This is a genomic window from Kitasatospora sp. NPDC048540, from assembly GCF_040651175.1.
Lineage (GTDB): Bacteria > Actinomycetota > Actinomycetes > Streptomycetales > Streptomycetaceae > Kitasatospora.
The window spans coordinates 1-21725 of record NZ_JBEZIR010000142.1 but is presented as its reverse complement, the minus strand read 5'-3'; the positions used below and the strand labels follow the sequence as shown (position 1 = coordinate 21725).

Annotated in this window: 17 protein-coding genes and 1 pseudogene; 10 read left to right on the top strand and 8 right to left on the bottom strand. The window is 73.6% G+C overall.

The genetic code is table 11. From position 1 onward, the window contains the following. Positions 1 to 106 precede the first annotated feature (106 nt). The 5 genes from tuf to AB0D08_RS34975 all read right to left on the bottom strand — a co-directional run bounded on the left by tuf (position 107) and on the right by AB0D08_RS34975 (position 5574). The gene (gene tuf, locus AB0D08_RS34995; RefSeq protein WP_033822195.1) at positions 107 to 1300 is read right to left on the bottom strand and encodes an elongation factor Tu; all 1194 of its coding nucleotides are present in this window, start codon (positions 1298 to 1300) and stop codon (positions 107 to 109) included. Positions 1301 to 1531: 231 nt separating this feature from the next. Then, positions 1532 to 3637: an elongation factor G gene (gene fusA, locus AB0D08_RS34990; protein WP_033822196.1), complete on the bottom strand. Its 2106-nt coding sequence runs from the start codon at positions 3635 to 3637 to the stop codon at positions 1532 to 1534. A gap of 39 nt (positions 3638 to 3676) precedes the next feature. Continuing rightward, on the bottom strand, positions 3677 to 4147 hold the full coding sequence (rpsG, locus tag AB0D08_RS34985) for a 30S ribosomal protein S7 (RefSeq protein ID WP_033822197.1): 471 nt from the start codon (positions 4145 to 4147) through the stop codon (positions 3677 to 3679). A gap of 2 nt (positions 4148 to 4149) precedes the next feature. After that, complete coding sequence (rpsL, locus tag AB0D08_RS34980) at positions 4150 to 4521, bottom strand: 30S ribosomal protein S12 (protein WP_014144289.1); 372 nt, start codon at positions 4519 to 4521, stop codon at positions 4150 to 4152. Between the two features lie 384 nt (positions 4522 to 4905). Next, positions 4906 to 5574 carry a DUF1707 and DUF4190 domain-containing protein gene (locus tag AB0D08_RS34975; RefSeq protein ID WP_359894315.1) on the bottom strand — a complete coding sequence of 223 codons (669 nt, stop codon included), beginning with the start codon at positions 5572 to 5574 and terminating at the stop codon, positions 4906 to 4908. Between the two features lie 223 nt (positions 5575 to 5797). On the opposite strand from AB0D08_RS34975, the gene AB0D08_RS34970 reads away from it, so the two are divergent. The 6 genes from AB0D08_RS34970 to AB0D08_RS34945 all read left to right on the top strand — a co-directional run bounded on the left by AB0D08_RS34970 (position 5798) and on the right by AB0D08_RS34945 (position 11972). Next, on the top strand, positions 5798 to 6580 hold the full coding sequence (locus AB0D08_RS34970; protein ID WP_359894314.1) for an ABC transporter ATP-binding protein: 783 nt from the start codon (positions 5798 to 5800) through the stop codon (positions 6578 to 6580). After that, entirely contained in the window at positions 6577 to 8187 is a 1611-nt protein-coding gene (locus AB0D08_RS34965; RefSeq protein WP_359894312.1) for a transporter, read from the top strand. Before AB0D08_RS34970 ends, AB0D08_RS34965 begins: the two co-directional genes overlap by 4 nt. A gap of 98 nt (positions 8188 to 8285) precedes the next feature. Further along, on the top strand, positions 8286 to 9572 hold the full coding sequence (locus AB0D08_RS34960) for a DUF2786 domain-containing protein (protein ID WP_233289154.1): 1287 nt from the start codon (positions 8286 to 8288) through the stop codon (positions 9570 to 9572). A 19-nt stretch (positions 9573 to 9591) separates the two neighbouring features. Then, positions 9592 to 10614 carry an ADP-ribosylglycohydrolase family protein gene (locus AB0D08_RS34955; RefSeq protein ID WP_149038327.1) on the top strand — a complete coding sequence of 341 codons (1023 nt, stop codon included), beginning with the start codon at positions 9592 to 9594 and terminating at the stop codon, positions 10612 to 10614. Then, positions 10605 to 11348: a VWA domain-containing protein gene (locus AB0D08_RS34950; protein ID WP_359894309.1), complete on the top strand. Its 744-nt coding sequence runs from the start codon at positions 10605 to 10607 to the stop codon at positions 11346 to 11348. Before AB0D08_RS34955 ends, AB0D08_RS34950 begins: the two co-directional genes overlap by 10 nt. Before the next feature lie 57 nt (positions 11349 to 11405). Further along, positions 11406 to 11972, top strand: coding sequence for a YcxB family protein (locus AB0D08_RS34945; RefSeq protein WP_033822200.1), 567 nt, complete (start codon positions 11406 to 11408; stop codon positions 11970 to 11972). On the opposite strand, the gene AB0D08_RS34940 is transcribed toward AB0D08_RS34945, so the two are convergent. Both AB0D08_RS34940 and AB0D08_RS34935 read right to left on the bottom strand, forming a co-directional pair. Continuing rightward, positions 11943 to 12944, bottom strand: coding sequence for an ADP-ribosylglycohydrolase family protein (locus AB0D08_RS34940; protein WP_359894307.1), 1002 nt, complete (start codon positions 12942 to 12944; stop codon positions 11943 to 11945). The two genes, AB0D08_RS34945 and AB0D08_RS34940, sit on opposite strands and share 30 nt — an antisense overlap. A 10-nt stretch (positions 12945 to 12954) precedes the next feature. Further along, complete coding sequence (locus AB0D08_RS34935; RefSeq protein ID WP_033822202.1) at positions 12955 to 14166, bottom strand: cytochrome P450; 1212 nt, start codon at positions 14164 to 14166, stop codon at positions 12955 to 12957. Positions 14167 to 14291: 125 nt separating this feature from the next. Here AB0D08_RS34935 and AB0D08_RS34930 point away from each other — a divergent pair, with 125 nt between their 5' ends. Next, a complete protein-coding gene (locus AB0D08_RS34930) occupies positions 14292 to 15449 on the top strand; it encodes a hypothetical protein (protein ID WP_033822203.1) in 1158 nt (385 codons plus the stop codon). Between the two features lie 19 nt (positions 15450 to 15468). Here the strand turns inward: AB0D08_RS34930 and AB0D08_RS34925 are convergent, their stop codons facing one another. Continuing rightward, the gene (locus tag AB0D08_RS34925; RefSeq protein ID WP_033822204.1) at positions 15469 to 16197 is read right to left on the bottom strand and encodes a Sir2 family NAD-dependent protein deacetylase; all 729 of its coding nucleotides are present in this window, start codon (positions 16195 to 16197) and stop codon (positions 15469 to 15471) included. A 90-nt stretch (positions 16198 to 16287) separates the two neighbouring features. Between AB0D08_RS34925 and AB0D08_RS34920 the strand changes: the two genes are divergently transcribed. The 3 genes and pseudogenes from AB0D08_RS34920 to AB0D08_RS34910 all read left to right on the top strand — a co-directional run bounded on the left by AB0D08_RS34920 (position 16288) and on the right by AB0D08_RS34910 (position 21636). Next, positions 16288 to 18681 carry a helicase-associated domain-containing protein gene (locus AB0D08_RS34920; protein ID WP_359894305.1) on the top strand — a complete coding sequence of 798 codons (2394 nt, stop codon included), beginning with the start codon at positions 16288 to 16290 and terminating at the stop codon, positions 18679 to 18681. A gap of 101 nt (positions 18682 to 18782) precedes the next feature. After that, on the top strand, positions 18783 to 19847 hold the full coding sequence (locus AB0D08_RS34915; RefSeq protein WP_033822205.1) for a MoxR family ATPase: 1065 nt from the start codon (positions 18783 to 18785) through the stop codon (positions 19845 to 19847). Beyond that, positions 19844 to 21636, top strand: a pseudogene (locus AB0D08_RS34910) (hypothetical protein). The gene AB0D08_RS34915 and the pseudogene AB0D08_RS34910 overlap by 4 nt, the downstream one beginning before the upstream one ends. Positions 21637 to 21725 lie beyond the last annotated feature (89 nt).

Sequence of the window (21725 nt, the reverse complement as noted above, 5' to 3'; positions counted from 1 at the left end):
CGCGGTCCGTGCCCCGCTCGGGGCTTGTGGGCCCCGTCTTTCGCATTCGTATCGGGGGGGCCCCTCTCGGGTGCCTGAGGAACAGGCGCCAGGTCAGACCGTCAAATTACTTGAGGATCTTGGTGACCTGGCCGGCGCCGACGGTCCGGCCACCCTCACGGATGGCGAACTTGAGGCCCTCCTCCATGGCGATGGGCTGGATCAGCTGGACGGTCATGCCGGTGTTGTCACCGGGCATCACCATCTCGGTGCCCTCGGGGAGGGTCACCACGCCGGTCACGTCCGTGGTACGGAAGTAGAACTGCGGACGGTAGTTGTTGAAGAACGGGGTGTGACGGCCACCCTCGTCCTTCGACAGGATGTAGGACTGGGCCTCGAACTCGGTGTGCGGGGTGACCGAACCGGGCTTGATGATGACCTGGCCGCGCTCGACGTCCTCGCGCTTGATGCCACGGAGGAGCAGACCGACGTTCTCACCGGCCTGGCCCTCGTCGAGCAGCTTGCGGAACATCTCGATGCCGGTGACCGTGGTGGTGGTCTTGGTCTCCTTGATGCCGATGATGTCGACAGTCTCGTTGACCTTGAGGACACCGCGCTCGATGCGGCCGGTGACGACGGTGCCACGACCGGTGATCGTGAAGACGTCCTCGATCGGCATCAGGAACGGCTGGTCCACGGCACGGGCCGGGGTCGGGATGGCCTCGTCCACGGCCTCCATCAGGCCGAGGAGCTTCTGGCCCCACTCGGCGTCGCCCTCGAGCGCCTTCAGCGCCGAGACGCGCACGACCGGCAGGTCGTCGCCCGGGAACTCGTACTCGGAGAGGAGCTCACGGACCTCGAGCTCGACGAGCTCCAGGATCTCCTCGTCGTCCACCATGTCGGACTTGTTCAGCGCGACGACGATGTAGGGGACGCCGACCTGGCGGGCCAGGAGGACGTGCTCCTTGGTCTGCGGCATCGGGCCGTCGGTGGCGGCGACGACGAGGATCGCACCGTCCATCTGGGCCGCACCGGTGATCATGTTCTTGATGTAGTCCGCGTGACCCGGGCAGTCAACGTGGGCGTAGTGACGCGCCTCGGTCTGGTACTCGACGTGCGCGATCGAGATGGTGATGCCGCGCTGACGCTCCTCCGGAGCCTTGTCGATCTGGTCGAACGGCGTGAAGGGGTTGATCTCCGGGTACGCGTCGTGCAGCACCTTGGTGATGGCCGCGGTAAGGGTCGTCTTACCGTGGTCGATGTGACCGATGGTGCCGATGTTGACGTGGGGCTTCGTCCGCTCGAACTTCGCCTTCGCCACTGCAGTCCTCCTGAGGACAGTTCTGTACGCCGTACGACGTCAGTTGGTCTTTGATCGGGTTGGGTACGGAGCGCTGGTTTGCACTCCATGCCGTCCCGCGGGTGGGGGCGGAGGAGACCGGGGGAATCTGCGAGGATCCCCCCGGTTCGCCTCCTAATAGCCTAAGGGGTCTGGTACGTCCCGATTGCGGGAGCGCCCAGCGCCCGGGCAGGGAACCGGCGGACCGGCTCCTTACTCGCCCTTGGCCTTGGCGATGATGTCGTCCGCCACGTTCCGCGGAACCTCGGCGTACGAGTCGAACTGCATCGAGTAGCTTGCGCGACCAGAGGTCTTGCTGCGCAGGTCACCGACGTAGCCGAACATCTCGGAGAGCGGCACCAGCGCCGTGACGACGCGGGCACCGTGACGCTCGTCCATGGACCGGATCTGGCCACGGCGAGAGTTGATGTCGCCGATCACATCGCCCATGTAGTCCTCGGGCGTGGTGACCTCGACGGCCATCATCGGCTCGAGCAGAGCGGGGGACGCCTTGCGGGCGCCCTCCTTGAAGGCCATCGAGCCGGCGATCTTGAACGCGAGCTCGGAGGAGTCGACGTCGTGCGAGGCACCGTCGAGCAGCGTCACGCGGACACCCTGGAGGGCGTAACCCGCGAGGACACCGAACTCCATGGCCTCCTGGCAGCCGGCGTCGACCGAAGGGATGTACTCCTTCGGCACGCGGCCACCGGTGACCTTGTTCACGAACTCGTAGCCCTCGCCGGACTCGAGCGGCTCGATCGCGATCTGGATCTTCGCGAACTGGCCGGAACCACCGGTCTGCTTCTTGTGCGTGTAGTCGATGCGCTCGACGGCCTTGCGGATCGTCTCGCGGTACGCGACCTGCGGCTTGCCGACGTTGGCCTCGACCTTGAACTCACGGCGCATACGGTCGACCAGCACCTCGAGGTGCAGCTCGCCCATACCCGCGATGATGGTCTGGCCGGTCTCCTCGTCCGTGTTGACCTGGAAGGAGGGGTCCTCCTCCGCGAGACGCTGGATGGCGACACCCAGCTTCTCCTGGTCACCCTTGGACTTGGGCTCGATCGCGACGCGGATGACCGGGGCCGGGAAGTCCATGGACTCCAGGATGACCTGGTTCTTCTCGTCGCTCAGCGTCTCACCGGTGGTGGTCTGCTTCAGGCCCATGACGGCGACGATGTCGCCGGCGCCCACCGACTCGATCTCCTCACGCTTGTTCGCGTGCATGCGGTAGATCTTGCCGATGCGCTCCTTCTTGCCCTTGACGGAGTTCAGCACCGAGGTGCCGGACTCCAGGCGGCCCGAGTAGACCCGGACGAAGGTGAGCTTGCCCAGGTGCGGGTCGGACATGATCTTGAACGCGAGCGCGGCGAGCGGCTCGTCGTCCGAGGCCTTGCGGGTGATCTCGACCGACTCGTCGCCGGGCTTGTGGCCCTTGATGGACTCGATGTCCAGCGGCGACGGCAGGTAGTTCACCACGGCGTCGAGCAGGGGCTGAACGCCCTTGTTCTTGAACGCGGTGCCACAGAAGATCGGGGTGAAGTCCGAGTTCAGGGTGCCCTTGCGGATCGCGGCGATCAGCAGCTCCTCGGGGATGTCCTCGCCCTCGAGGGCGAGCTCCATCACCTCGTCGCTGACGTTCGACACGGTGTCCAGGAGCGCCTCGCGGTACTCGTTGGCCTGGTCGACCAGGTCGGCCGGGATGTCGACGATGTCGTACATCTCGCCCTTGGTGGCCTCGGGGGACCAGACCAGCGCCTTCATCCGGACCAGGTCCACGACACCGACGAAGTCGGACTCGGCACCGATCGGCAACTGCATCACCAGCGGGGTCGCGCCGAGGCGGTCCACGATGGTCTTGACGCAGAAGAAGAAGTTGGCGCCCGTGCGGTCCAGCTTGTTGATGAAGCAGATGCGCGGGACGCCGTAGCGGTCAGCCTGCCGCCACACGGTCTCGGACTGGGGCTCGACACCGGCGACGCCGTCGAACACCGTCACCGCACCGTCGAGCACGCGCAGCGAGCGCTCCACCTCGACGGTGAAGTCGACGTGGCCCGGGGTGTCGATGATGTTGATGGTGTTGTCAACGCCGTCGAGGGTCCAGTGACAGGTCGTCGCGGCCGACGTGATCGTGATGCCGCGCTCCTGCTCCTGCTCCATCCAGTCCATGGTGGCAGCGCCATCGTGGACCTCACCGATCTTGTACGAGACACCGGTGTAGAACAGGATCCGCTCGGTGGTGGTGGTCTTGCCCGCGTCGATGTGCGCCATGATCCCGATGTTGCGGACCTTGGCGAGGTCAAGGGAGGTTGCAGCCATGGTGGCTCGTTCTCTCTCTGTCTAGTGACGGGGTTCGGACTACCAGCGGTAGTGCGCGAAGGCCTTGTTGGACTCGGCCATCTTGTGCGTGTCCTCGCGGCGCTTCACGGAAGCACCCAGGCCGTTGCTGGCGTCGAGGATCTCGTTGAGCAGACGCTCGGTCATGGTCTTCTCGCGACGGGCGCGGGAGTAACCGACCAGCCAGCGCAGCGCCAGGGTGTTGGCGCGGCCCGGACGGACCTCGACCGGCACCTGGTAGGTGGCGCCACCGACGCGGCGGGACTTGACCTCGAGGGTCGGCTTGACGTTCTCCAGCGCGCGCTTCAGCGCGATCACCGGGTCGGCGCCGGTCTTCTCACGGACGCCCTCGAGGGCGCCGTAGACGATCCGCTCGGCGGTGGAGCGCTTGCCGTGCAGCAGGATCTTGTTGACCAGCGAGGTCACCAGCGGGGAGCCGTAAACCGGGTCGATGATGACCGGGCGCTTCGGGGCGGGGCCCTTACGAGGCATTCTTACTTCTCCTTCTTGGCGCCGTAGCGGCTGCGGGCCTGCTTGCGGTTCTTGACACCCTGGGTGTCGAGGGAACCGCGGATGATCTTGTAGCGGACACCAGGAAGGTCCTTCACACGACCACCGCGCACCAGCACGATGGAGTGCTCCTGCAGGTTGTGGCCCTCGCCCGGGATGTAAGCGGTGACCTCGATCCCGCTGGTGAGGCGCACACGGGCGACCTTACGAAGCGCCGAGTTCGGCTTCTTCGGGGTGGTCGTGTACACACGCGTGCAGACCCCACGACGCTGCGGGGAACCCTTCAGCGCGGGAGTCTTGTTCTTCTCGACCTTGTCCTGCCGGCCCTTTCGGACCAGCTGCTGGATCGTAGGCACCGTTTCTCCGTTTTCTGTGTGCCAAGGCTGGGTGTAACTAACCTGCGGTGTTCCCTCCACTCGCCGACCCACGCGGTCGGGTGTGTTGGGCCTCTTCGGGGGAAGAATCGCGGAATCCCATGAGCTGATGTGCAGCGACGGCGCGGGCGAAGCGGGATGAACCACTCCGCTGCAGCAGCCGGTGTGCTGGCACGCACAAGGACCCGGGGACACCCCAGGCACAAGGTCAGAGCCTACCTAGCGCATCCGCGACGGTCAAAACAAATGCATCACCGCAGGTCGCAGGAGGTTCCGGGGTCGGCACCACCCTCTCTGGGATGCCTACCACAGATCGGCCCGGCCCGCATCCGGACGCGCCGGGCCCCGGCCCGAGGCCGGCCGCGGTCAGCCGCCCGCCGACACCAGGGCGAGCAGCAGGAACACCCAGCCCGCGATGCAGGCCCAGCCGATCACCAGACCGGCGCCCGCCATCCCGGAGCCCTCCTCGCCCGAGTCCCGCAGCTGGTTCTTGGCCAGGTGGCCGGTGATCACGGCGGGCACCGCGGTGCTGCCCATCGACACCAGGCAGAACAGCCCGAGCGCCAGCGAGGCGACCGCCAGCCGGTTGGTCCGGCGCTGCACCGGGAACACCGGCGGCGGCAGGAAGGTCTGCGGCACCACCTGGACCACCGGCGCCGCCGCGTACGGGACCGGCATCGGCCCCGCCGGCAGGTCCGCCACCAGGCGGCTGAGCTGCCCGTAGGTCTGCGCCTGGTGCACCGCGTCGAAGCGCTGCGAGTACTCCTCCGCCGAGAGCCGGCCCTCGGCGTACGCCGCCTTGAGGACGTCGACGGTGCGCTCGCGGTCCGCGTGCGAGGCGCGCATCGCGGCCTGCAGGTCGGCCGGCGAGGCCGGCTGGTACACCGGCGGGTGGGCGGCCACCGGGCGCCCCGGCGGGTACCCGGCCGGGCCCGGCCCGGACGGGCGGTACGGCGCCGGCTCCACCGGCGGCCCGAACTGCCCGTACACCTGGGGCTGGGCCGGCTGCTGCTGCCCCCACGGCTGTCCGGTCATCCGGCACCTCCCGAAGCCCCGGGCGCGTGTCGGCGCCCCCGTCGCGCGGCTGTCGCGCTCCCTCAGCATGCAGGACGATCGGGCGGCCCAACTAGTTCGCCGCGGACGGCACCGTCCGGTCCGGCGTCCCCGAATCCCCCCGGGGCCCCGCCCGCTGACGGGCGGTGAGAGGCTGAAACCGTTCCGCCCGCGCCGCGGGCCCCGCCACCGGAGGAGACCCGCCATGCAGGCGTCCGCACCGCCACCGACCGTCGCCGTCGCCCTGCACGGCCTGTGGAAGCGCTTCGGCGCCCAGACCGCGGTGGCCGGCCTCACCCTCGACCTGCCGGCCGGCTCGTTCGTCGGCCTGGTCGGGCCGAACGGCGCCGGCAAGACCACCACGCTCTCGATGGCGACCGGCCTGCTGCGGCCGGACCAGGGCACCGTGCTGATCCACGGTGAGGACGTGTGGCGCGACCCGGTCGCGGCCAAGGCCAGGATCGGCATCCTGCCCGAGGGGCTGCGGATGTTCGAGCGGCTGAGCGGGCGCGAGCTGCTGCAGTACAACGGCCGGCTGCGCGGCCTGCCCGGCGCCGAGGTCGACCGCCGGGCCGAGGAACTGCTGGCCGTGCTCGACCTGCTGACGGCCGGCGACAAGCTGGTCGCCGACTACTCCACCGGCATGCGCAAGAAGATCGGACTGGCCGCGGCCCTGCTGCACAACCCCGACGTGCTCTTCCTCGACGAGCCGTTCGAGGGCGTCGACCCGGTCTCCGCGCAGACCATCCGGGGCGTCCTCGGGCGGTACGCGGCCTCCGGCTCCACCGTGGTCTTCTCCAGCCACGTGATGGAGCTGGTGGAGCAGCTGTGCGACTGGGTGGCGGTGGTCAACGCCGGCCAGGTGATCGCGCAGGGCCCGCTGGACACCGTGCGCGCCGGCCGCTCGCTGCACTCCGCCTTCCTGGAGCTGATCGGGGTCCGCGAGGACGACGGGCAGTCCCTCGACTGGCTGGGCGGTGCCCGGTGACCTGGGCCGTCCCCGCGGACCGGGCGGTGGTGCGCACCCTGGTCTCGCTCAAGCTCCGGCTGCTGCGCAACGGCCTGCGGCGCAGCCCCGGGCGGCGGGCCGTCTACCTGATCGGCTCGCTGCTGGGGCTGCTGTTCACGGCGGGCCTCGCAACCGGGGTCGCCGCCCTGCACGGCCACGCCGGTGCCGCCGACGCCGCCCTGGTGCTGGCCACCTCGCTGACCATCGGCTGGGCCGCGCTGCCGCTGTTCCTGTTCACCGGTGACGAGAGCTCCGACCCGACCCGGCTGACCATGCTGCCGCTGGCGCCCGGGCCGCTGCTGCGCGGCTCGGTGCTGGCCGCGCTGATCGGCCCCGGGCCGGTGCTGTCGCTGCTGCTGCTGGCGGGCGCCGCGGTGGCGGCCGCGGACGGTGCCGGCTCCGCGGTGACGGCCGTGGTGGGCGTGCCGCTGGCGGTGCTCACCCTGGTGGTGCTGTCGCGGGCGGTGGCGGCCGGCAACGCCCGGCTGCTGTCCAGCCGGCGCGGCAAGGACTTCGCGATCTTCGGCGGGCTGCTGTTCGCGGTGCTGATCCAGGTCGGGAACCTGGTCTTCCAGAGCACCTTCGGCAAGCCGGGCGCGCAGCAGCTCGACCTCTCCCCGCTCCAGCCGTACGCCGCGGTGCTGCGCTGGATCCCGCCGGTCAGCGCCCTGGGCGCGGTGCACAGCGCCGGCGCCGGCGCGTGGGGCGTCGCGCTGGCGCAGCTGGCGCTCGCCGCCGGGCTGCTGCTGGTGCTGGTGCGCTGGTGGCACGGCAGTCTGCGGCAGCTGATGGTGACCGCGGACGCCTCGACCCAGGTGGCCACCCGCGGGGTCGGCAGCTCGCGGGCCTGGCGGCTGCTGCCGCCGGGGCGGACGGGTGCGGTGATGCAGCGTCACCTGCGCTACGCCTGGCGGGAGCCGCGGGCGAAGGCGGCGATCTTCACCAGCGTGGGGATGGTGCTGGTGTTCTGCGCGCTGTCGGTGATCCAGGGCTGGGCGTCGGTGTACGTGGTGGCGCTCGGCGGGCTGATGCTCGGGCTGCAGATGGTGAACGTCTTCGGGATGGACGGCGCCGCGTTCTGGACGGTCGCCGCGACCCTGGGCACCCCGGCGCAGGCCCGCGAGGAGCTGCGCGGGCGGGCGGCGGCGGTGCTCTCGTACGCGCTGCCGCTGGTGGTGGTGCTGGGGCTGGTGCTGGCGGCGGCGACCGGGCAGTGGGGGGCGCTGGCGCCCGCGCTGGGGCTGACGCTGGCCGGGCTCGGTGCGGGCATCGGGCTGGGTGCGGTGCTGAGCGTGCTGGCGCCGTACGCGATGCCGGCGGACGGCAACCCGATGCGCGGTGCGGCGCCGGGGCAGACCGGGGTGGTGCTGCTGAACAGCTTCGGTTCGATGGTCGGGGTGGCGGTGCTCGCCTCGCCGGTCGGCGCGCTGCTGCTGTGGCTGCTCGGGGACGGCGGGCCGGCCTGGACGGTGCTGGCGGCAGGGCCGCTGTACGGGGTGCTGGTGGCGGCGCTCGGGGTGCGGATCGCGGCCGGGCGGCTGGTGGGGCGGCTGCCGGAGATCCTGGCGGTGGTGGTCGAGCGCTGAGTCCGGGTGCTCCGGCACTGAGGGTCGCGCGGCCGGCTGCGGCATCATGGCTGGGGTGCCCGGGTCCGGGCACCGGGGCGAGCAGAGGCGAAGACACCGTGGGCAAGCGCAGCAGGGACGACCAGGAAGCGGCCGTCGCCGGACTGCTGGCACAGGCGGTGCAGCAGGTGGTGGCGGCCCCGGCGGACCGGCTCGACCGGGCGCTGGACGGCGGGGCGTCGGTGCTGGCCGCCTCCACCGAGCAGTGGCCGCAGGTCAGCCGGGCCGTGCTGGCCCATGCCGACCTGGCCGTCGGGAGCCGCTGGACGGCGGGCTGGCGGCCGGCCGACCTGGTCCGGGTGGTGCGGCGCTCGCTCGGGCCGGTGCACCTGGCGCTGGCCGTGGACCTGATCGCGGCCGAGGGCCGGCGGCACCCGGCGGCGACGCTGGACCGGCGGTGGCAGGAGCAGCTGCGCGAGCTGGCGGCCGAGGTGTGGTGGGCGGGCGACGAGGCATACCTGGGCGCGTTCGCCGAGCGGCACCGGCTGGACCGGTTCGCGCTGGCGACGGCGGTGCTGGAGCTGGTGCGGGCGTGGGCGCTGCTGCCGCCGGTGTCCCCGGTCGGGCCGGTGCCCGGGCAGTCGCCGGTGCGGGCGTCCGGCCCGGTGGCGGGCGAGCCGCGGATGCTCGGCCGGATCCGCGCGCTGCTGGCGAAGGCGGAGTCGACGGAGTACCCGGAGGAGGCCGAGGCGCTGAGCGCCAAGGCGCAGCAGCTGATGGCCCAGCACTCGATCGACGAGGTGCTGCTGGCGGCCGGCGCGCCCGGGAAGGACACCCCGGCGGCGCTGCGGCTGGGGGTCGACAACCCGTACGAGAGCCCGAAGGCGATGCTGCTGGACGCGGTGGCGGCGGCGAACCGGGCGCGGGTGGTGTGGGCCAAGGAGTTCGGCTTCTGCACGATCATCGGTTTCGACGCCGACCTGGACGCGGTGGAGCTGCTGTACACCTCGCTGCTGGTGCAGGCGACCGCCGCGATGCACCGGGCGGGCAGCCGCAAGCACCAGGACGGTGCGCCGCGCACCAAGGCGTTCCGGCAGTCGTTCCTGGTCGCGTACGCGGCGCGGATCCGGGAGCGGCTGACGGCGGCCACCGAGCGGACGGTGGAGGAGGCCGCGGCCGGCCGGCACCTGCGCGAGGACGGCAGCTCGCAGCAGCTGGCGCCGGACGAGCGGCTGCTGCCCGCGTTGAAGGCCCGGGCGGAGGCGGTCGACGACACGGTGGGCAAGATGTTCCCGAAGCTCGTCTCGCAGCGGGTGCGGGTGAGCGACGGCGAGGGCTGGGCGGCGGGCCGGGCGGCGGCCGACCGGGCAGCCCTGCACCAGCGGGCCGGGGAGATCCGGCGCTGACGACGACATGGGGGGACGGATGACCACGTATCAGGACCGGGTGCGCGGGGCGCTGCTGGGCGGGGCGGTCGGTGACGCGCTGGGCTGGCCGGTGGAGTTCGAGCGGCTGGACCGGATCAGGGACCGCTTCGGGCCCGCCGGGGTGACCGGGCTGAACGGGACGGACGTCACCGACGACACCCAGATGACCCTGTTCACCGCCGAGGGCCTGCTGCGCGGCGGCCACCCGGCCGCGCTGAAGCAGGCGTACCAGCGCTGGCTGCTGACCCAGCGGCTGTCCGGGCCCGAGCGGGAGCCGGACGGCTGGCTGCTGGGCCACTCCTTCCTGTACGCCTCGCGGGCGCCCGGCAACGCCTGCCTGAGCGGGCTGTCCGGCTGGCCGCGGTACGAGAAGGCGGCGCCGCTGGGCGAGGTCGGTCCGATCAACGGGAACTCCAAGGGCTGCGGCACGGTGATGCGCTCGGCGCCGTTCGGGCTGCTGCGGCTCGGCGTGGCCGACGCGTTCGAACTGGCCGCGGAGTGCGCCCAGCTGACCCACGGCCACCCGACCGGGTACCTGGCGGCCGGGGCGTTCGCGGCGCTGGTCGAGCGGCTGGCGGGCGGCGCCGCGCCGCGGGACGCGGTGGCGGACACCATCGAGCAGACCGCGGGTCGTCCGGCGGCCGGGGAGTGCGTGGAGGCGCTGCGGCGGGCGGTGCGGATCGCGGACGAGGGGCCGGGCTCGGCGGAGGCGGTGGAGCGGGTCGGGCTCGGCTGGATCGCCGAGGAGTGCCTGGCCATCGCGGTGTACGCGCTGCTGGCGGGCGCGGATGCCCGCGAGGCGCTGCTGCTGTCGGTCAACCACTCCGGTGACAGCGACTCCACCGGCGCGGTCTGCGGCAACCTGGCCGGCGCCGCGTACGGCCTCGCCGGGCTGCCCGCCGAGTGGACGGACGCGGTGGAGGGCCGGGCGACGCTGCTGCAGGTCGCCGACGACCTGGCGGCCGTGGCCGGCGGCACCGATCCGGCAGAGCTGGGCGGGCGGTACCCCGCGTGGGCCTGAGCCTGGAGAAGGTGGCGGCCCGGGCGCCGGGCCTGGTCAAGAGCTTCGAGTCCGCGCGGGTCAGCCTGGACAAGGCCGGGCTGGCCGGCGCCCGGGCCGCCGTCTACCTGGTGCTGGACCGCTCGGGTTCGATGCGGCCGCTCTACCGGGACGGCACCGTCCAGGACTTCGCCGAGCGGGTGCTCGCGCTGTCCGCCCGGCTGGACGACGACGGCCGGGTGCCGGTGGTGTTCTTCTCCACCGGGGTGGACGGTGTCGCCGACCTCGCCCTGGCGGACCACCGGGGCCGGATCGCGGCCCTGCACGAGACGTACGGGCACATGGGCCGCACCAACTACCACCTGGCGATGAAGGCGGTGATCCGGCACTACCAGCTGTCGGGCACCGACGCGCCCGCGCTGGTGGTGTTCCAGACCGACGGCGGCCCGAGTGCCAGGGGCGCGGCGCAGGAGATGCTGTGCCTGGCCGCGGAGCTGCCGGTGTACTGGCAGTTCGTCGGCTTCGGCGACCCGGACGACCGGGAGTTCGCGGTGCTGCGCCGGCTGGACGAGCTGCCGGTGCCCGGGCGGCGGCCGGTCGACAACGCGGGGTTCTTCGCGGCCGGCCGCGATCCGCGCGCCCTGGCCGACGCCGAGCTGTACGACGGGCTGCTGACCGGGTTCCCGCAGTGGCTGGACGCGGCGCGCGCGGCCGGGATCCTGGCCGGGCCCGGGGCGGCCGGCCCGGGCGCTTGAGCGGGAAGTCGATCACCCCCTAGAGTCCGGCTCACCGTTCGGGGCCAGGGGGAGTGCGTGAACATCAGGACGTCGTACCGGCTCTCCTTCGAGGAGCTGCTGCGGGCCTCCCGGCTCGGGCAGCGCCGCCGCCGGCAGGTCATGTGGGGCTGCGTGCTGCTGCTCCTCCCCGACGGCGTGCTGCTGTTCGCGCTCGGGAACGTCCCGCTCGGGATCGCCGGCACGGGCGTCGGCGCCGTCGTGCTGTACCAGCTGACGGTGGGGACCCGCCGGGCGGTACGGCGCTCGCTGACCAGGCTCGGCGGCACCGTCGAGGTCGGGCTGACCGACGGCGGCGTCCGGATCCAGCGGCCCGGGGCGTCCTCCGAGACCGGCTGGGACAGGTACCACCGGGTGGTGGACACCCCGGAGTTCCTGCTGCTGTACACCGGACCGACCGTCTTCACCGCCGTGCTCAAGCGCGGCCTCGATGCCGCCGAGCGGGCCGAGCTGGCGGCCTTCGTGGCCGCCCTGAACGGCACCACGGCGGCGCCCGCCCGGCCGGCGCCGCCGCAGCGCGTCGTGCTGTCCCGGGCCGTCGCCCCCGGCCGGGGCTCAGTCCCAGAGCGCGCCGAAGGCCAGTAGCTCCTCGCGGTACTCGATCCGCCCGACCCACTCCTTCGGCCAGGCCGCCGCTCCGTGGTGCGCGCCGGCGAAGGCCCCGGTCAGGCAGGCCAGCGAGTCCGAGTCGCCGGAGGAGAAGGCGGCCCGGCGGACCGCGGCGACCGGGTCGTCGGGCAGCAGCAGGAAGCAGAGCAGCGCGGTGCCGAGGGCCTCCTCGGCGATCCAGCCGGCGCCGGTGATCTCGCACGGGTCGGTGTCGAGCGAGGGCCGGGCGAGCGCCGCGTCCAGCCGGTCGAGCTCCAGCAGGCAGTCGTCCCAGCCGCGCGCCGTGAAGCTCTCCGGCGAAGGGTCCTGGGCGTGCGCGGCCAGGTCGCCGAGCCAGAACTCGTCGTAGCGGGTCCGGTTCGCCAGCGCGTGCGCCCGCAGCAGGCCGGGCAGGTCGCCCGGCGCCGTGCCGGTGGCGAGCAGCCGGACGGCGAGCGCGGTGAGTTCGCTGGCTGCCAGCGCCGTCGGGTGCCCGTGGGTGAGGGCGGACTGGAGCTGGGCCGTGCCCGAGAACTGGCGGTCGGTCAGGCCGGGCAGCAGGCCGACCGGCGCGACCCGCATGTTGGCGCCGCAGCCCTTGGAGCCGAGGTCGCTGGCCTCCTGCCAGCGCAGCTCGTCCCGGCTGAGGCGCTGGCAGGCGCGCAGGCAGGTCATACCGGGGGCGCGGTTGTTCTGCGGGGAGCGCCACCAGTCGACGTACTCCTCGCGGACCGGCCGTTCGACCCGCAGCGGGGTGAGCGGCCCGCGCTCCTGCGCGGTGCGCAGGCCCCGGGCCAGCGCCAGCGCCATCTGGGTGTCGTCCGTCACTCGGGCGTTGCGCGGCAGCGGGAGCCGGCGCCAGTCGGGGCACGAGCGGGCGATCTCCTCGTAGGTCAGGAACTCGGTCGGGTGCCCCAGCGCGTCCCCGATCGCCAGTCCCAGCAGGGTGCCCGTCGCCCGCCCCGTCATCGTCGCTCCCTCAGATCTCGACCGTCAGCTCGGCGAGCCCGCGGATCACGTACCCCGGGCGCCACTCGGGCTCGCGGACCGCCCGCAGCCCGGGCGCCCGGCGCAGCAGCGCGCCGAACGACTCGTTGAGCTCCAGTCTGGCGAGCGGGGCGCCGAGACAGAAGTGGATTCCGGCGCCGAAGGTGATGTGCGGGTTGTCGGTGCGGCCGAGGTCCAGGCGGTCGGGGTCGGTGAATCGGGCGGGGTCGCGGTTGGCGGAGCCGAACAGCAGGGCGACCTCGGAGCCGCGCGGGATGGTGACCCCGGCGACCTCGATGTCCTCCAGCACCCAGCGCTCGAACATCTGCAGCGGGGTGTCCCAGCGCATCAGTTCCTCGACGGCGGTGGGCAGCAGGCCGTCCACGTCGGCGCGCAGCCGGGCGAGTTCACCGGGGTTGCGCAGCAGGGCCCACCAGCCGTTGCCGGTGGTGTTGACGGTGGCCTCGTGGCCGGCGTTGAGCAGCAGGACGCAGGTGGAGACCATCTCCTGCTCGCTGAGTGCGTCGGCGCCCTCCTGGGCCTGGATCAGCGCGCTGATCAGGTCGGTGCCGGGGGCGGTGCGGCGTTCGCGGATCAGGGCGCGCAGGTAGTCCGAGAACTCGGTGCTGGCGCGGACGGCCCGCTCGGCCGTCTCCTTGGACGGGTTGAGCTCGAACATGCCGGTGATGTCGGCGGACCAGGGCCGCAGCAGGTGCCGGTCGGACTCCGGGACGCCCAGCATCTCGGCGATCACGGCGACCGGCAGCGGTTCGGCGACGGCGGCGATCAGGTCCCCGCCGCCGTCCTCGATCAGCGCGCCGACCAGTTCGTCGGCGAGCCGGGCAACGGTCGGGCGCAGTGACTCGACCATTCTCGGGGTGAAGGCCTTGGAGACCAGCCGCCGGATCCGGGTGTGGTCGGGGGCCTCCAGGTCGAGCAGCCCGTTGTCGTTGAGGGTGTGGAAGGGCTCGTACGCCGGGTCGGGGGCCGGGCGGCCGAACTCCTCGTGGGTGTGGCGGTGGGTGTAGGTGCGGCCGAGGCGGCGGTCCCGCAGCAGGGCACTGACGTCGGCGTACCGGGAGACCAGCCACTGTCCGGTGGGTTCGTAGTGGCTGACCGGGGCGTGCTCGCGCAGTTGGGCGTACGCGTCGTAGGGGTGCGCCACGAACGCGGCCGACCACGGGTCGAAGGTGTCGATCGCCATTGATCACTCCTGCTCGTCGGGGTGCCATCGTAATGACTCGGCCACCGTCCCGGCCGATCATGATTTGAATGATCATCGGGCTGATATCTTCGCGCTGCCGTACCAGCGACCAGGGGGAACCAGACATGCCGCGATCCGTCGGACGACACCTCGGAAGACACCTCGGACACCTCGCGGCGGCGGCGGCCGTCCTCGCCGTCCCCGCCTGCACCGGCATCGGCGCCGGCCCGGCGCCGAAGCCCGCCACCGCTCCCCCGGCGGCGCCGCTGGCCGGACCGGGCAGCATCGTGGTCGCCCGCTGCGACCGCTTCGCCGCCGAGTCGGACACCCCCGGCACCAAGGACCACCGGGTCACCGTCACCGCGTACGCGGCCGCCGACGGCGCCCGGATCGACGGGCGGACCACCGTCCTGCCGGACGGCGCCGTGGTCGAACCGCTCTGCGGGCAGCCCCGGGACAGCTCCGCCGAGGCCGACCGGCAGCTCTTCGACACCGGCTTCAGCAGGATCGCCGGCACCCTCCCGGGCCCCGGCGGTTCCGGCACCGTCGCCACCGCCTTCAGCCTGACCGACGGTTCGCCCGCCGCCGGACCGGCCGTCGAGGGCCACGCCCCGGCCTTCCAGGCGGGCACCGCCCTGCTCTGGTACGAGAGCGCGGACCGGCGGCTCGCCGCCCGGGACCTCGCCCACCCCGAGGCCGCTCCCACCGCCCACGGCGCCGCCGTCGGGGCCGACTTCACCCTCACCGGCGGCCAGGCCTGGCCGACCCGCCCGTTCGACAGCACCCCCGACCAGGTGGTGCCCGCCCCCGACGGCACCGCCGCAGCGGGCAGCGGGCCCACCCTCTGGCAGCGCGGGGACGTCGCCGCGTACGACGCCCGGTACGTGGAACCCGCCACGCTCGGCCCGAACGGCAACGGCCGGGCGGTGGTGCCCGGTTCGGAGTCGGTCCCGCGCTGCAGCCCGCGGCTGTGGACGGACCCGGCCACCCTGCTCTGCATGTCCCGCGACGACCTGCTGCTGATCCACTTCACGGCCGGCCACGCCGCGGTCGACGGCGTCACCGGGCTGCTGCCGCGGGACCCGTACCGGCACCTGGACAGCGTCGTGGCGGCGCCCGACGGGCGGTCGCTGGCGTACCTGGCGGCCGAGAGCGGCACCACGTCGACGCTCTACCGGGTCGGTCTGGACACCGGCTCCCTGCCGGTCAGGATCGGCCGGCTGGACGCCCCCGACGCCGCCCCGCAGACCGCGGGCACCACGCACCTGGTCGGCTGGCAGTAGCCCGGCGCGGGCGGCGCCGTCACTCCCCCGCGACCAGCCGCCGCACCAGCGCCGGCAGCGCGGTCGAGATCGGCTCGCGCACCACCTCGGCGGCCGCCGGGTCGTACGGGGTGGGCTCGGCGTTCACCACCACCAGCCGGGCGCCGTGCTCCAGCGCGATCTGCGGCAGCGCCGCCACCGGGTGCACCCGCAGCGTGCTGCCGACCGCGATGAACAGGTCGCAGGCCTTCGCGATGGCCTCGGCCTGCGCCAGCACCACCGGGTCGAGCAGCTCGCCGAACATCACCGTGCAGGGCTTCAGCACCCCGCCGCAGGCCGTGCACGCCGGATCCGGCTCACCCGCCGCGACCCGCGCCAGCGCATCCGCCATCGCGCCGCGCTCCCCACAGCCGACGCACTCCACCCGGTGCGCGGTGCCGTGCAGTTCGAGCACCTTGCGGTCGGGCAGGCCGGAGCGCTGGTGCAGGCCGTCGACGTTCTGGGTCAGCACCCGCACCGGCAGCCCGCTGCGCTCCAGCTCGACCAGCGCGAGGTGGCCCGGGTTGGGCTCGGCCGCGAGGGCGCCGGTCCGCGCCCGCATCAGCCAGGCCCGGCGGCGCACCAGGGGGTCGGCCAGGTACGGGCCGATCGTGACCAGTTCCCGCGCGGCCGGGTCGCGCTGCCACAGGCCGTTCGGGCCGCGGTAGTCGGGGATGCCGGAGTCGGTCGAGATGCCCGCGCCGGTCAGCACGGCGATCAGGGGGCGCATGGCGTTCACACCTGCCGACGGTACGGCCCGAACACCCGCCCGCGCGAGCGGGTTTGCGCCCGCCGCGGCCACCTCGGCTAGCGTGGAGCGGTGACCAGCGCCCGAGCCCTGAAGACCTGGCTGACCAGCCGCACACCCGCCCAGCTGACCGAACTGCTGGAGCAGCGGCAGCTGCCGTACACGGCCGGCGCCGGCCTGGAGGACCCGGCACGGCTCGCCGAGCACCTGCTCACCGCGAACTCCGCCCTGCTCGGGATGATCTCCATCGACCAGGCCGAACTCCAGGCCCTCACCGCCACCGTGGAGCTCGCCGAGGAACTGCACGGCCCGCTCCCGGTGCAGGCGACCGGTGCCGCCCCGGCTGGCTTCACCGGCGGGCGGCCCTCGTACCGGCCGGCCGGGTACGCCGTCCGGCCGCCCGACCCGGCCGAACGCGCGGTCCCCAGGGCCAAGTTGGTCGACCGGCTCGGCCCGCGGGTGGCCCCCGTCCTGGACCGCCTGGCCGAACGGGCGCTGCTCCTGCCGCCGCACGGTACCCGGCTCACCGTTCCGGCCGTCCTGCACCAGCGCGTCGGCGAGCTGCGCGGACTGGGCCGGCCGCTCGCGGTCCTGCTCACCGCGGCCTACAAGGCCGCCGAGGTGCGCATCGTCGAGGACGCCCTCGGCCTGCCGCGGGCACCGCACCGGGACGCCGCGCAGCGGCAGATCGTCGACCTGCTGCAGGACGCCGCCGCCGTCCGCCGGATGGTCGCGGACGCCCCCGCCGACGTGCTGGAGCTGCTCGGCCTGCTGCTGGCGGGGGCACCGCGGCTGCGCACGGACTGCTTCGTCCAGGAGTCCGCGAACTCCTACAGCGGCGCACCCGGCTGGTTCCACTTCCGGGAGGGCGGCTCGGGTGACCGGGCGACGGACTGGCTGGCCGTCCGCGGCCTGCTCGTCCCCTCCGGCCCCGACCTGGCCGAACTGCCGTACGAGATCGGCTCCGCCCTGCGCGTCACCCCCACCGAGCTGGACCTCGCCCTCGACCCGCCCGTCCCCGGCCCGGCCCCCGCACTGCCGGCCTTCTCCGCCGGGGAGGCCCAGGCCGCCGCCACCGCGGCCGTCTCCCAGGTGGAGCTGGTGCTCAGGGCGGTCGCGGCGGCCCCGCTCGCCGTCCGCCGCAACGGCGGCGTCGCGGTCCGGGACACCCGGCGGCTGGCGAAGAGCGTCGGCACCGACGAGCCGCGCACCCGCCTTTGGCTGGACCTCGCCGCCAACGCCGGCCTGATCGCCCCGCACCGCGGCGCCCCGCCGGCCACCCGCGGCCGCAAGCCGGCCCCGCCGCCGCCCGCCCGGATCCTGCCCACCGAACGGTACGACCGGTGGCTGGCGGCGCCGCCCGCCGACCGCCTGGTACCGCTGATCGCCACCTGGGCGGCCACCCCCGAGGTGTTCAGCCACTGGCCGGCCCCGGACGACACCCCGGTCGCCCTGGTCACCCCGCAGGACCCGCACTGCACGGCGCTGCGCCGCGCCGTGCTGGAGGCGCTGGCGCTGCTGCCCGCGGGCCACGGACTGGGAGCCGCGGCCGGTCTCGGCCCCGCACGCGTCGAGGACCTGGTCGAGGCCGCCCGCTGGCACCTGCCCGTGGCCATCGAACAGATCGCCGACCCCGTCGCCCTGACGCTGGCCACCCTGCACGAGGCCGAGGCGGTCGGGGTGGTCGCCCACGGCGCGCTCACCCCCGTCGGACACGCCGTCCTCGCGCTGCTGCGGGCCGGGGCCGACCGCTGGTTCCCCGCGGTGCCCGGCACCGGGCCCTCGCTCGACGGGCACCCCGAACTGGCGCGCGCCGTCGGCGCGTTGCGGACCGCCCTGGCCGAACTGGTGCCTGCGCCGCTCACCACCGCCCGGTTCCAGGCCGACCTCACCGTCGTGGTGCCCGGCCAGGCCGCGCCCGAACTCGCCGAACTGCTCCAGTCCGTGGCCGACCGCGAGTCCGACGGGCACGCCGTGGTCTGGCGGATCGGCGCGGCCTCGGTCCGCCGGGCCCTGGACGCGGGCGCCGACGCCGCCGACCTGCTGGCCCGCCTCACGGAGGCGTCCGAGGGCGCGCTGCCCCTGCCGCAGACCCTGGACTACCTGGTCAAGGACACCGCCAGGACGCACGGCCGGGTCCGGGTGGTGCGCTCCACCTGCTGTCTGCGCTCCGACGACGAGGCGCTCGTCCTGGAACTCTCCAAGGCGCGGGCCCTCGCCGGGCTCGGGCTGCGCCGGATCGCCCCCACCGTGCTGATCAGCACCGCCTCCCCGGCCGACACCCTGACCGCGCTGCGGCGGGCGGGCTACGCCCCGGTCCTGGAGGCGGAGACCGGCACCACCGTGGTCGAGCGGGCCCCCGAGGAGCGGGCCGCCGCCGAGATGCCCGAACTCGACGCCGCCCGCCGCTACCTCGTCCCCGGGCCGGGCTCGCCGGCGGCGCTCGCGGCGGCCGTGCTCGGCTGAGCCCGCGCGCCTGCGGGAGCGGACCCGGGGCGGGAAAACCGGATGCGGCCGGGCCGGGCGGCCCGCACACTGCACGGGAATCCACGTACCGAAGGAGTCCCGTGCAGGGTGCCGTCACCGTCTCACCGTCCGAGGTCCCCGAGCTGCTGCTCGGGCTGGCCACCGTCCGGCCGGTGTTCCTGTGGGGCGCGCCGGGGATCGGGAAGTCCTCGCTGGTACGGGAGTTCGCGGACTCGCTGGGGCTGGCGTGCGTGAGCCTGATCGGCACCCAGCTGGCGCCGGAGGACCTGGTGGGCGTCCCGCAGATCACGGCCGAGGGCCGGTCCCGGTTCTGCCCGCCGGAGTCGATCGCCCGCGACGAGCCCTACTGCCTGTTCCTGGATGAGCTCAACGCGGCCACCCCGGACGTGCAGAAGGCCTTCTACTCGCTCATCCTCGACCGGCGGATCGGCTCCTACGAACTGCCGCCCGGCTCCATCGTGATCGGCGCGGGCAACCGCGCCACCGACGGCGCACTGGCCCGCCCGATGGCATCCGCCCTGGTCAACCGCCTGGTCCACGTGCACCTGCGGGCCAGCGCCACCGACTGGCTCGGCTGGGCGGCGGGCAACGGCATCCACCCCTGGGTGACCGACTACCTCACCGACCGCCCGGACCACCTGTGGTCGGCGCCGCCCAAGACCGAGGAGGCGTTCTCCACCCCGCGCGCCTGGCACATGCTCTCGGACGCCCTGCACTCCTTCGGCCCGTCCCTCGCGGAACCCACCCTCAAGGTGCTGGCACACGGCCTGCTCACCCCGCAGCACGCGGTCGGCTTCTGCGGGTACGCGAAGATCGTCCGCAACTCCTACGGCCTGGACGCCATCCTCAAGGGCGACGCCCGCTGGCCGCACCGCCCGGAGGACCGGGACCTGCTGTACTACCTGGCGGACGCCTTCCGCACCCGGCTGGTCAAGGAGCTCCCCGCCCGCAAGGAGCACGTCTCCAACCAGCTGCGGCAGACCGCCTACCGGGCCAAGTCGCTGCTGATCCAGCTCGCCGAGATCTCCGTCGAGGTGGCCCAGACCGTGATCGCCGACGGCGCCGACGGCAACCCGGAACTGCCCGCCTGGTTCCTGGTCGAAGCCGCCCGCGACATGCCCCGCCTGGTCGAGGCCCGCCGGTGAGCGGCCGGACGGGCCGCGGCGCGAAGGCCAAGGAGCCGGCCCCCGACCCCGCCGCGGAGGCGTTCGCCGAAGGCGTCCGGCTGCTGCGCGGGAACCACGCGCTCACCTCGGTGGGCCGGATCTGCCGCTCCGCCGACTGCGCCGAGTGCCCCGCCGACGGCTGGGCGGTGGCCGACTCCAACGGCACCGTGCACGCCAACCCCCGGCGCCGCGCCGAACCCGCCGAATGGGCCTGGGTGCTGGCGCACTGTCTGCTCCACCTCGGCCTCGGCCACCTCCCCGCCGCCGAGGGCCGCCGCACCCCGCCCGACGCCCACGACCTGGCCGCCCGCTGCGCGGTGGTCATCCGCTTCCAGAGCACCTTCCTCACCGGCCGGCCGCCGTTCGACCTCCCCGCCGTGCTGCCCGCCGGCGACGAGGAGGAGCTGACCGCCCGCTGGCGCCGCGACGGCCTGCCGAAACTGCCCGCCGTCGGCGGCAGCGGGCCCGACCAGTTGCTGCTGCCCTGGACCGGGCCCGCCCCGCCCGAGGACTGGACCCTGGCCTTCGCCGCCGCCCTCACCCGGACCATGTCCGCCGCGATGGACGTGGCCGGCGGCCGCCGTGACCGGATCACCGGCGAACGCGCCCCCGAACGCCCCTGGACCAGGGCGCTCAACTGGTTCATCTCCTCGTACCCGCTGCTCGGCGGCCTGGCCGCGGGCATCACCCTGGTCGCCGACGCCGAACTCGCCCGCGCCCACGGCATCGCCATCGCCGCCGTCGACGCCCGGGCCGGCGAGATCTACCTCAACCCGCTGCGCCGGTACAGCGACGAGGAGTGGCGCTTCGTCCTCGCCCACGAGATGCTGCACGCCGCCTGCGGCACCAGGACCGGCGCGGGGCCCGCGACCCGTACCTGTTCAACGTCGCCGCGGACTACGTGATCAACGGTTGGCTGCTGGAGATGGGCGTCGGCGAGATGCCCGAAGCGCTGCTGCACGACCCCGGGCTGAGCGGCCTGTCGGCGGAGGAAGTCTACGACCGGATCGTCCGCGACCAGCGCCGGGTCCGCCGCCTCGCCACCCTGGCGGGCAAGGGGCACACCGACATCCTCGGCGAGCCGCTCGGCCCCCCGCGCGACTACGTCGACCTGGACGACTTCTACCGCCGCGGCCTGCAGCAGGGCTTCGAACTGCACTCCCGCGGCCGCGGCCTGCTCCCGGCCGGCCTGGTCGAGGAGATCCGCGCGCTCGACCACCCGCCGGTGCCCTGGGACGCCCGGCTGGCCCGCTGGTTCGACGAGTTCGTCCCCGCCCCGACCGCGCACCGCAGCTACGCCAGGCCCTCCCGCCGGCAGGCCTCCACCCCGGACATCCCGCGGGCCGGCCGCTCCTTCCCGCCCGAGGAGGTCGCCCGCTGCACCTTCGGCGTCGTCCTCGACACCTCCGGCTCGATGGACCGCCGGCTGCTCGGCAAGGCGCTGGGCGCCATCGCCTCGTACGCGGCCGCCCGCGAGGTCCCCGCCGCCCGGGTGGTGTTCTGCGACGCGGCACCGTACGACGCCGGCTTCCTGCCGCCGCAGGAGATCGCCGGCCGGGTCCGGGTGCGCGGCCGCGGCGGAACCGTCCTGCAACCCGGCATCGACCTGCTGGAACGAGCCGAGGACTTCCCATCCGCGGCGCCGGTCCTGGTCATCACCGACGGCGAGTGCGACGTCCTGCGGCTGCGCCGCGACCACGCCTACCTGGTCCCCCGGGACGCGGCCCTCCCGTTCACCCCCCGCGGGCCCGTGTTCCACGTCCGCTAGCTGTATTGACCCGCAGGGTTGTTGACACGGCTGATCGGTGGTTGTCCTCCGATGGCGGTGTGGCAGCGATGGTAGTTGTAGCGGTGGAG

Coding starts and splice junctions, on each gene's coding strand:
- AB0D08_RS34925 (WP_033822204.1), bottom strand. CDS start 16,197: ATGCGCCCCCTGATCGCCGTGCTGACCGGCGCGGGCATCTCGACCGAC.
- AB0D08_RS34940 (WP_359894307.1), bottom strand. CDS start 12,944: ATGACGGGGCGGGCGACGGGCACCCTGCTGGGACTGGCGATCGGGGAC.
- AB0D08_RS34935 (WP_033822202.1), bottom strand. CDS start 14,166: ATGGCGATCGACACCTTCGACCCGTGGTCGGCCGCGTTCGTGGCGCAC.
- rpsG (WP_033822197.1), bottom strand. CDS start 4,147: ATGCCTCGTAAGGGCCCCGCCCCGAAGCGCCCGGTCATCATCGACCCG.
- AB0D08_RS34930 (WP_033822203.1), top strand. CDS start 14,292: ATGCCGCGATCCGTCGGACGACACCTCGGAAGACACCTCGGACACCTC.
- AB0D08_RS34955 (WP_149038327.1), top strand. CDS start 9,592: ATGACCACGTATCAGGACCGGGTGCGCGGGGCGCTGCTGGGCGGGGCG.
- AB0D08_RS34975 (WP_359894315.1), bottom strand. CDS start 5,574: ATGACCGGACAGCCGTGGGGGCAGCAGCAGCCGGCCCAGCCCCAGGTG.
- AB0D08_RS34970 (WP_359894314.1), top strand. CDS start 5,798: ATGCAGGCGTCCGCACCGCCACCGACCGTCGCCGTCGCCCTGCACGGC.
- fusA (WP_033822196.1), bottom strand. CDS start 3,637: ATGGCTGCAACCTCCCTTGACCTCGCCAAGGTCCGCAACATCGGGATC.